The organism is Methanoculleus sp. UBA208 (genome assembly GCF_002498065.1).
Lineage (GTDB): Archaea > Halobacteriota > Methanomicrobia > Methanomicrobiales > Methanoculleaceae > Methanoculleus.
The window spans coordinates 1-9,548 of the sequence record NZ_DAFZ01000119.1 but is presented as its reverse complement, the minus strand read 5'-3'; the positions used below and the strand labels follow the sequence as shown (position 1 = coordinate 9,548).

At 65.8% G+C, this 9,548-nt stretch carries 10 protein-coding genes; 6 read left to right on the top strand and 4 right to left on the bottom strand.

All coding sequences use genetic code 11. The annotated features are described in order from the left end of the window. A partial coding sequence (locus BRA62_RS12400) for a polyprenyl synthetase family protein (protein ID WP_292367076.1) occupies nucleotides 1-521 on the bottom strand: 521 nt, incomplete at its 3' end. A gap of 115 nt (nucleotides 522-636) precedes the next feature. Between BRA62_RS12400 and BRA62_RS12395 the strand changes: the two genes are divergently transcribed. Genes BRA62_RS12395 through BRA62_RS12385 form a run of 3 tightly spaced genes read left to right on the top strand, consistent with a single transcriptional unit; the run spans nucleotide 637 to nucleotide 3,033 of the window. After that, entirely contained in the window at nucleotides 637-1,587 is a 951-nt protein-coding gene (locus BRA62_RS12395; protein ID WP_292367074.1) for a phosphotransferase, read from the top strand. Next, nucleotides 1,563-2,234: an HAD family hydrolase gene (locus tag BRA62_RS12390; RefSeq protein WP_292367072.1), complete on the top strand. Its 672-nt coding sequence runs from the start codon at nucleotides 1,563-1,565 to the stop codon at nucleotides 2,232-2,234. Before BRA62_RS12395 ends, BRA62_RS12390 begins: the two co-directional genes overlap by 25 nt. 58 nt (nucleotides 2,235-2,292) lie before the next feature. After that, entirely contained in the window at nucleotides 2,293-3,033 is a 741-nt protein-coding gene (locus BRA62_RS12385; protein WP_292367070.1) for a hypothetical protein, read from the top strand. A gap of 91 nt (nucleotides 3,034-3,124) precedes the next feature. Here BRA62_RS12385 and BRA62_RS12380 read toward each other — a convergent pair whose 3' ends face one another. Both BRA62_RS12380 and BRA62_RS12375 read right to left on the bottom strand, forming a co-directional pair. Continuing rightward, nucleotides 3,125-3,949, bottom strand: coding sequence for a hypothetical protein (locus tag BRA62_RS12380; protein WP_292367068.1), 825 nt, complete (start codon nucleotides 3,947-3,949; stop codon nucleotides 3,125-3,127). 42 nt (nucleotides 3,950-3,991) lie between these two features. Beyond that, nucleotides 3,992-4,477, bottom strand: a complete 486-nt coding sequence (locus BRA62_RS12375) for a GTP-binding protein (RefSeq protein WP_292367066.1) — start codon at nucleotides 4,475-4,477, stop codon at nucleotides 3,992-3,994. A 183-nt stretch (nucleotides 4,478-4,660) separates the two neighbouring features. Between BRA62_RS12375 and BRA62_RS12370 the strand changes: the two genes are divergently transcribed. From BRA62_RS12370 to BRA62_RS12360, 3 genes are all read left to right on the top strand, one after another. Beyond that, nucleotides 4,661-5,014, top strand: coding sequence for a hypothetical protein (locus BRA62_RS12370; RefSeq protein ID WP_292367064.1), 354 nt, complete (start codon nucleotides 4,661-4,663; stop codon nucleotides 5,012-5,014). A gap of 110 nt (nucleotides 5,015-5,124) precedes the next feature. Further along, a complete protein-coding gene (locus BRA62_RS12365) occupies nucleotides 5,125-5,655 on the top strand; it encodes a HEAT repeat domain-containing protein (RefSeq protein ID WP_292367062.1) in 531 nt (176 codons plus the stop codon). Continuing rightward, on the top strand, nucleotides 5,652-8,510 hold the full coding sequence (locus BRA62_RS12360) for a M1 family metallopeptidase (protein WP_292367060.1): 2,859 nt from the start codon (nucleotides 5,652-5,654) through the stop codon (nucleotides 8,508-8,510). Before BRA62_RS12365 ends, BRA62_RS12360 begins: the two co-directional genes overlap by 4 nt. 1 nt (nucleotide 8,511) lies before the next feature. Here the strand turns inward: BRA62_RS12360 and BRA62_RS12355 are convergent, their stop codons facing one another. Further along, complete coding sequence (locus tag BRA62_RS12355) at nucleotides 8,512-9,351, bottom strand: MBL fold metallo-hydrolase (protein WP_292367058.1); 840 nt, start codon at nucleotides 9,349-9,351, stop codon at nucleotides 8,512-8,514. Nucleotides 9,352-9,548: the final 197 nt, after the last annotated feature.

The following is a 9,548-nucleotide window of genomic DNA, read 5'->3' as shown; positions in this document are numbered from 1 at the left end:
AGCGAGAAGAGGCACCCCGTCTTCCTGGCGACGATCGCATCGTAAAGTTCGGCCGCAGGGATCTCCGGTCCCCCGAGCATCTCCCAGGCCACGCCCCGGGCCATACTCTGCTGGGCCGACGCGAGCATCGTTACGTATCCGGCACCGTAGGGGGCCGCGAGAACATAGGGGAGAGCGGGGATGCCGACGGCGTCGAGAACCGCCCGCCCCTCTCCCCGGGTGAGGTGAAGGGACGGGGCTCCCCGCCGGACGGTGTCCCCGTCCAGCATATCGTCGAGGATGAGGCTTGCGGCGTGGGCGAGCTCGACGGCACAGGCAAGGTCGAGCGCCTGGCGGGTGGGCACCGTCGTCCGGGCAAGGCCGGCGTGGATGCGGAGGAGGAGGCCCGCCCGCATCCGCTTTCCCCTGACGAGGAGCGGGAGGACGCCGGGGTCGATCGCGCCCTCGCCGCTCGCCACCTCCTCGATCCGGCGGTTGACGGCGGGCCTGATCATCTCGAGATACTCACGAAACGGTATCATGGCTCGTCACTCCCGGAATGCACCGGTACCCCGTTAAGACGTCATGGCGGTAAAAAAGGTGTGGGTCCGGTGCCACGGTTACCTTCATTGCCCTGCAGAACCCCGGTGACTACCGGTGGTACAGCAGTTGATCGTCGAGAGGAAGGTAGGACGCCTGGAACCCGGCGATGCGTTCGGTGACTGGCTCGCGGGAACCTTCGCCGACCGATTGGCCGGGTGGCGCGGTAAGATCCGGGTCTACCGGGTAGAGCCTGCATCGCACGTCGTCTGCCGGTACGAGTTCGCCGGCACCGGACTCAGCGTGGTCGGCAAGTTCTTCGGCGCGCCGACGGGTGCGAAGACCACCTACAACGCGGATGCGGCGATGAGGAACGAGTTTCGTCGGCTCCGCCACGTATCCGGCTGGATCCGCGTCCCTCATGCTATCGCCACGAACAGCCGGTTCCAATCCGTCCTCGTGACCGAATATGTCCCCGGCCGGACCATACGCGAGCTCCTCGCGGCGGGGGTATCCCTTTACGACCCCCTTACCGGCGTCGCGCACCTGCTCCGCCGGCTCCACGACAGTACGCGGACCTCCTGCAAGCGGGAGCGCGACTTCGCCTACTTCCACGCGGTGCTCGACCAGATCGCCCTCCCGGCTCGCCGGAGGGAACGGTTCGACCGCCTGCTCGGGGCGTGGTGGCACGGCACGCGGCTTGACCCCGATGTCGGCTGCATGACCCACGGCGACGCCACGCTCAGCAACTACCTCTTCGACGGGGACACCTGCGCGATCGACTTCGAGGGGGCCCGGAACCACACCCACCCCGTCCGCGACCTCGGCATCCTCGCCTCGGAGCTCAAGACATCGGACGGGAGCAGCAGCGCGAGGGCCGAAGACTACATCGGCCACCTGCTCTGGCACTACAGCCAGGGCGAAGAAGAGTTCCGGCGCCATACCGCCGTCCTCCCCTTCTTCATGGCGCTCGGCTACCTCAGGATCGCCCGGCTGCCCTGGCGGACGGCGGAACGTGACTGGCTTCTAGCGGAGGCTGAGGCGTGCCTGGCCGCGGTCCACCGGTAGCGGGGATTCTCTTCGACTGCTACGGGACGCTCATCGATGTCCTGACCGACGAACGCGATATCGAGACCTACCGGTGCCTCTCGCGGTGGCTCATCTACCAGGGCGTCCGGATCATGCCCGAAGCCCTGAAGGAGCTCTACGCCGTCCGGGTCAGGGAAGCGGCCGACCGTACCGGGGAGCGCCACCCGGAGGTCCGGGTCGAGGAGGTCTTTGCGGGTATCTGCGCCGAACACGCCGTCTGGAAGATCGACAGCGGGCGGCTCGGCATCGAGGCCGCCCGGGCGTTTCGGGCCGCGTCGCTCCGGCGCCTCGGCGTCATCGAAAAGAGCCGGAGGCTGCTCGACCTCTTCTCCACGAAGAAGACGGGGGTCGTTTCGAACGGGCAGCGGGTCTTTTCGGAGCGCGAGATACGGGCGCTCGGGCTCTACGGCCGTCTCGGCTTCGTCATCTTCTCTTCAGACCTCGGCTACCAGAAGCCGGACCCGCGGGTATACGCAGCGGCTCTCGGGCGGATGGGGCTTTCCGCACCCGATGTCCTCTTCATCGGGGATAACTCCAAAAACGACGTCGACGCGCCCCGGAGGCTCGGGATGCAGGCGCTGCACGTCGAGGAGGCGTGGAAGCGCTACGGGGTGTGGGGCAGGTGAGCTCGCTCTACCCGGGGGTGCGGGTTTCATGGGATCCGGGTGTACATAGACCCTCACGATGGACGAAAGACGGTGGCTGATCGCCTTCGGGATGGGGCTGATCCTCCTCTCGGTCGTGCTCTACGCCGTGCACTTCCTGATCTTTCGGGACTTCTTCCACATCAGCATCTACACACTCGGCGATATCGCGTTCCTCCCGCTCGAGGTCCTCCTGGTAACGCTCGTCTTCCACCAGGTGCTCGCGTCCCGCGACCGGCGGCAGAGGATGGAGAAACTGAACATGGTCATCGGGACGTTCTTCTCGGCTCTCGGGAGCGAGCTCCTGACCTACATCTCAAATAACGACCCCGACCTGGACAGGATCCGGCCGCTGCTGCTGGTCGACGATACCTGGACCGACGAGACGTTCCGGGAGGTTGCAAAGCAGCTGAGGCGGCATCCCTGCCGTGTCGGGATGGAGAACATCGATCTCGCCGCCCTCAAACGGTTCCTCGGGTCGCGCGAGGACTTTCTCCTGCGGCTGCTGGAGAACCCTGCGCTCCTCGAGCACGAGACGTTCACCGAGCTCCTCCGGGCGGTATTCCACTTCAGCGAAGAACTGCAGCGCCGGCCCGGCTTCTCCGATCTGCCAAAGACCGACACGGCCCATCTCGCGGGCGACCTCGAACGGATCTACGGACTCCTGATCCGCGAGTGGCTGGACTACATGCGTTACCTGCAGAAGAACTACCCGTATCTCTTCTCGCTCGCGATGCGGACAAATCCCTTCGACGAGACGGCGTCGGCGATTGTAGACTAAGGGACCAGAAAACGTCAGAGGATATGCATCTGCTGTCGACTCGGGATCAGTAAGGGGATATCACCGGCTTTCACCGACTACCGGCCCCCCTCTACCCCATCTGCGCCCGGATGTGCTGCACCGTCTCGGGGTACTGCTTCTCGAGCCTGTTCTTTTTGAGGTTCTCTCTCACAATCCACCGGATATCCTGGTCGTCGAGGGTCGCGAGCTGCCGCAGGTACTCAAAGCCGATCCCGGGAAGAGCGCTGACGACCAGGCTGAGCGTGTAGCCAAGCGCCTTTCTAAGCGTGCGGAAAGCCTCGGACTGCCTCTCCTTTGCGGTATAGACACGGATCAGGGTCTTGCGGTGGAGCCTGAACGCCGTCTGCGCGAGGTCCGGTTCCGCGAGGAGGTCCGGTTCGGCAATCCCTGCGACCGCGGCCCGCATGGTGAGCCAGGAGCCTCCCTCAACCCAGTCTTCCAGTTCCGGGATCGTCGTATCCCGCTGCCGGGAGAGGAGGTCCTGAAGCCCCATCGCCACCGCCTCCCTGATCCGCCACCGCGGATCGACGGAAGCCTCCGCGAGGTGCTGGAGCGCCGCCTCGACGCATGCCGGCGATACGGACCCGATCGCCCCGATACCCCGAACGCCGCAGAACGAGAGGAACTCGTGCGGGTCTCCCGTCGGTGCATCCTCCGGGGAAACGCAGGCGAGCTCGACACAGAGGTCCCACAGGCTCCGGTGATCGTCGGCATCGGCAACCGCGAACGCCCGCACGGTCTCGCCGAACGCATCCGCGAGCTCCAGGTTTGCCCGGGGTCCGGGGAGATTGCTTCCCGCGACCAGGTAGGCGAGAAGATCCCCGGCGTTCCCGCTCGAAAGAAAACTCGTGAGCAGCCGGGCAACCTCCCTGATATGGGTCTCTTTGCGGGTCATTGTGTGCAGAGAAGAACGACCCGCAGGCAGTAAAAATGATCGCTACCGGGCGGCCAGGGTTGCCACGAAGGCATCGAGTGCCGCATGGACGTTATCGCCGTTCCGCGCGGAGATGGGATGCACCACCTCTCCGGGGAGATCCCGGCAGACAGCCTCGGGCACCGCACCCGGACTGTCGCACTTGTTCGCCACGAACGCGAGCGGCACCTGGAGGGCCTTCAACTGGCCGTAGAGGTGCCGGGTCATCGCGTCCACTCCCGTGGTGGCGTCCACGACGATGATCGCGCCGTCCATCCCCCGCGAGAGGATCTGCCGGACAAACTCGAACCGTTCCTGCCCCGGCGTCCCGAAGAGGTAGACCGCCTGGTCTCCCACCTGGAGCCTGCCGAAATCGAACGCAACGGTCGTGGGACCCTCTTTCGAGGTTGCTTCGATGTGGCGGCTGCGGGGGTCGAGCGCCTGGATAAAACTGGACTTTCCTGCATTGAAGGAGCCGAATACGACAATCTTGAGCCTGCCTTCTGCCATCAGCCTTCTATCGGCACCAGGATGTTTTAGGGTTTCGTTATGGCGACGCCGTGGCGAGGATGGAGACGTACCCGGCCATGTTTGGGAAATAATTTTTCCGGGATCGTGGCGGGGGAAGGGATTGGTTCACTGTGCCGCGGCGGGACTTCCTGAACTATATACCGACAGGTCAAAGGTACGGATATGGGGCTGGAAGAGGTGGATCTGGTCGCGCAGGAGATCATGGCGACCCTGGATAATCTCCTCCTCGCGGAGAAGCAGGCAAGGCTTCAGGTATCTGCGCTCGAGGAGCGGGAGTATCCTCTGGCCGCGACGTTTGAGATGGTCCAGGATATGGAGGCCGACAGCGCCATCGAGGAGGCTCTCATCAGGTTCGGCTTCGACTGTCACACCGTCGACGACGACGCCGAACTCTGGATCTCGGACGAGCGCGGGCTGATGGTCTTCCTCTCCTTCACTGCCCCGGACGGGCGATATTACAGCTACAGGATCGTCGCGTTCGACGTTGTCGGTGAAGAAGAAGAGGAGACGGCGTAACCGTTGCGCGCGACGGCGAATCCGACACCTGCAACACGGAGGGGTGCCGTGCCAGGTGCTATATACCGCAAACGACATCTGGTGTGCGGCGATAACCTGGAGGGATTGAGATGGAACGCTCGGTAAAACGCCTTATGGAGGACAGAGAGAAGCGGCGCGAGGAGTACATCGGCAAGTACATCGAGCAGCTCTCGGATGAGAGCACCCCCTACCGGCTGCGGGCGGCCGAGGCACTCGGGGGGTGCGCCGATCCGCGGGCGGTCGAGCCGCTGATCGCCGCTCTCGCCGACCGCGAGAACGAAGTCCGCTGGGTCGCCGCGCAGGCGCTCGGGAAACTCCGCGACGCGCGGGCCGTCGAGCCGCTGCTGCCCCTCCTCGCCGATCGCGACCGGTGGGTGCGGCGCGGTGCCGCCTGGTCGCTCGGCGAGCTCGGCGACACCCGCGCGGTCGAGCCGATCCTCCCCCTTCTCGCGGACAAAAAGAAGGACGTCAGGACGGCCGCCGCCGATGCACTCGGGAAACTGCGCGACCCGCAGGCGGCAAGCGCCCTCACCGCCGCGCTCGAGGGCGAGGAGGAGCCCGAAGTCCGGACGGCGATCCGCCGTGCGCTCCGCGAGATCACCGGCGAGGCGGACCTTTGACGGGGGAAGAGAAGGGGCGGGGGAGGCTCTTTCGCTACTACCCGGAGGACTTCGGGGCGCTCCCCGTGCGGGTCGTCCACATGGACCTCGCCTTCGACGTCTACGACGGCCACACCCGGGTCGTCTCCGCCCTCACCGCCGAGACACTCGACGCGCCGCTTGCGTCCCTCGCCCTGAACGCCCGGGATCTCGACGTCCTCCGCGTCGCGTGCGCCGGATATGCCGTCACCTACACCTACGATAAGGGCGCCGCACTCCTCACCGTCGCATTCGACCCTCCCGTCCCGTCCCGGACCCGGTTCACCCTCGATACCGAGACGATCTGCCGGCCGAGCAGCCACGTCCTCGAAGGCCTCTACTACGACGGGGTCTCTCCCGGCGGGCCGCCAACCCAGATCACCCAGTGCCAGCAGTGGGGGTTCCAGCGGCTGGTCCCATGCCTCGACGACATGACCGCGAAGTGCACCTACACGACGGCGATCGTCGCGGACGACGGCTACACGAACATCATATCGAACGGCGACCCCGCGGGACCGCGGTACTACCTGGGACTCGGCCGCTCCGTCCAGGAGTACGAGAATACGAGAACCCCGATGGCTCCCTACCTCTTCTTCCTCGGGGTGGGGTGCTACGACACCTGCCGGCGGGAGTTCGAGTACCCCGACGGGCGGACGTTCTCACTCGAACTCCTCGCAAAACCCGGCTCTGATGCGGCGGCGGCGGAACGTGCGCTCGACATCCTCGCGGACGCGGTGATGTGGGTCCACCTCTTCACCGGCCCCGCACAGTACCGCGACCGCGAGACCCGGCAGGAGATCTGGCGCCTGACACGGGTGCGGGACGAGGCGAAACGCTCCGGGGACCTCTCGAAACTTGAAGAGTCCAGAAAGACGCTTAAAAAACTTATTTCGACCATAACACCGGGCTACGCCTACACAGGAGCGATCTACCGGGAGATCGCCATGCAGAACTCCGACTTCGGCGGGATGGAGAACGTCGGGAACACGACGATTGCCGCAAACCGGATCATGCCCGGCCCGGACACGACCGACCCGGCATTCGAGTACATGATCCGGGTGAAGGTCCACGAGTACTACCACAACGAGAACGGCTCCGAGGTGACGGGGAGGAGCCCGTTCGAGATCTGGTTGAACGAAGCGGTGACGGTCCACGTCGAGAACCAGTACCACGCCTACCTCTTCGGGGAGGCTTACTCCCGCCTCAAGACCGTGCTCGAACTCCTCGATCCTGCGGCCGGGACGCTCGCCCTCGACCGCGGCGCGGGCTCGATGCCGATCGAGCCGGACGGCTTTAATGACCCGAACGACCTCATCACGGGCGTCACCTACGTGAAAGCCCCCGAGTTCGTCAGGATGCTTGAGACGCTGATGGGGAAGGAGATGTTTGCCCAAGGACTCGGCCGCTACCACGACCGGTTCCGGCACGCGAACGCCTCCCGCGACGACTGGATCCGCTGCATGGAGGAGACCTCAGGCATGGACTTCTCGGGGATGGCGGCGGTCTGGCTGAAGGAGGAGGAGTACCCGGTCCTCACCGTGACCCCCGCGTACGACCCGGGCGAGCGGCGGTTCACCCTCGCCTACCAGCAGAGCCGCTCGCCCGGCGGCCGTCTCCGGGAGTTCCCGTTCCGGTTCGCGCTCGTCGACGCCGAAGGCCGGGATATCGTGGATACGACCGCCAGGATCGCGGACGAGGCAGGGGAGATCGTCATCGACGGCGTCGATCCGCCCGCGTTCCTCTCGCTCAACCGCGGCTACTCCTTCTACGGGAAGACGGCATACCGGCCGCCGGAGGACGAACTCTACCTCCAGGTCCTGAAGGACACCGATATCGTCGGCCGGTTCACCGCGTTCCTCGCACTCGCCGAGCGGGAGATGCTCCGGCTTCTCGAGGACCCGCACGCGGCGGTCTCCGGCCGGTTCGCCGACCTCTGCACCGCCCTTCTCGCCGACGACTCCCTCATGGAGGAGGCGGGCGGGCAGTTCCTGACCGTCTTCGCCTCGGTCGACGACGAGCGGTTCGCCCACCACTACCGGGCGCTCTACGATGCCCGGAAAACGATTCTTGCCGCCGTCGCCAGACGGAACCGCGACACCCTCCTTCGCGTCTACCAACAGGCGGCGGCGAGCGCTCCCGGCGGGCCGGGCTCCCTGGAAGAAGAGGCGGCGGCGATCAGGAACCGGCAGCGCAAGAACGCCTGCCTCGCGATCCTCGCCACCCTCGACACCCTCGAGGTCCACCGGCTGCTTTTCCGCCAGTTCCGGGAGGCGGCGGCCGCAACCGACCGCCTCGCCGCGTTTTCGCTGATCCTTGAGAGCGGCGCTCCGGAGCGGCTGGAGATCCTTGAAGCGTTCGCGGCCGTTTCAGCGAAAAGCCCCGTCGCGTGGGAATCCTTCCTCGGCACCGTCGCCGGGAGCGACTGCGAAGACCTCGTTCCCATCCTGCAGCGGATCGAATCCTCGCCCGCCTTTGCAATAGAGCAGGCCGATCAGCAGCGGGCGCTGTATGGGAGATTCGCGCTGAACAGGAAGCGGTCGCTCGAGACCGAAGAAGGGCGGGCTTACCTCGCGGAGGTGCTCCGGCGGCTCGCCCCGGTCAACGAGTACAGCACCGTCCGGGCTCTGGATGCGTTCGCGTTCATCGACGGGATGGAGTCCCGCCGCCGGGTGCCGGCCGTCGCGGTGCTCGCGGACCTCCTTGCCTCCCTCGATGCGGGCGCACACCCTGCCGTCTACAACAACGCCCGCCGTTTCCTTCTCGGTGCCCCGGAGGCCGTCCGCGCCTACGAGGAGGAGCACGGGGAGATCCCGGGGCTCCGGGAACCAGCCCCCTGATCTACCCGTACTCGAGGGTCAACCCGACGCCAGTCTCCCGGACGTCCGCTACTTTTGCAAGAGCAATCTTTGCCGCAAGGTCGGTGCAGTGGCAGGGGTGGAGCGCCGCCGGCCGCACCTCCGTAAAATAGTCGAGGATGCCCTGCATCTGTTCCTGCGGCGCATCGAGGAGGTGGAACCCGCCGATGACGTCCGCGACCCGGTCCTCGTCACAGATCTCGCGCGCCTGCTCGACGATCGAGCAGATGCCCGCATGCGAGCAGCCGGTTATGACGACGAGCCCCTCCGCGGTCTTGCAGGCAAGCGCGGTGTCGTCGGCGACGGTGTCGTCCCGGATGCCGTCGGGGGTGTAGATGTAGCCGCACGAGGGTGCCTGCTCGAACTCGAACCGCCGCTCAATCTCGCCGAGGAAGACCAGGTTCTCCGTCAGCCAGAGGGGGGCCGCGGTGAGGAGGACCTTCCCGTGCCGGAAGAGTTCCTCGACCGAGAGGTGGCACCCGATCTCCCCGACGCCGTCGCAGCTCCGGGTGAGGAACGCATCGGGATGGGCGATAAACGTGGGCTCGACCCGCTCGCGCCCCTCAAGAATTGCCTCGGTATGGAGCCGGACGAGAGCATCGAGGCCCCAGGTGTGGTCGAGGTGTCCGTGGGAGATAACAATCTCTTCGACGCGGAGGAGGTCGATCCCCATCTTCCGGGCGTTGGAGACGAGGATGCCCGAATAGCCGGCATCGAAGAGGACGCGGGTTTCCCCGTCTTCGAGGTAGATCGAGAGCCCGGGTTCCGCGAGGAAGTAGCGGTCGGTGAGGGTGGCGTTATCCACGAGGACCGTCAGCCTCATCTGCAACGTTCACCCCAAAGGAGGGTCCGGGAGGCGGCCGGCACAACGGCGGCGGAGACCTCGCCCCGGAAAAGGCCCGGGGCCGTGAACGGATCCATGCAGATACTGGGAACGTCCGGGTTATGAAGGTTTCCCGGGGGCGTTTCGTTCGCACCTCCGGTGCTCGAGCTCCGGCTCTTACGACCCGTCGCAACTCG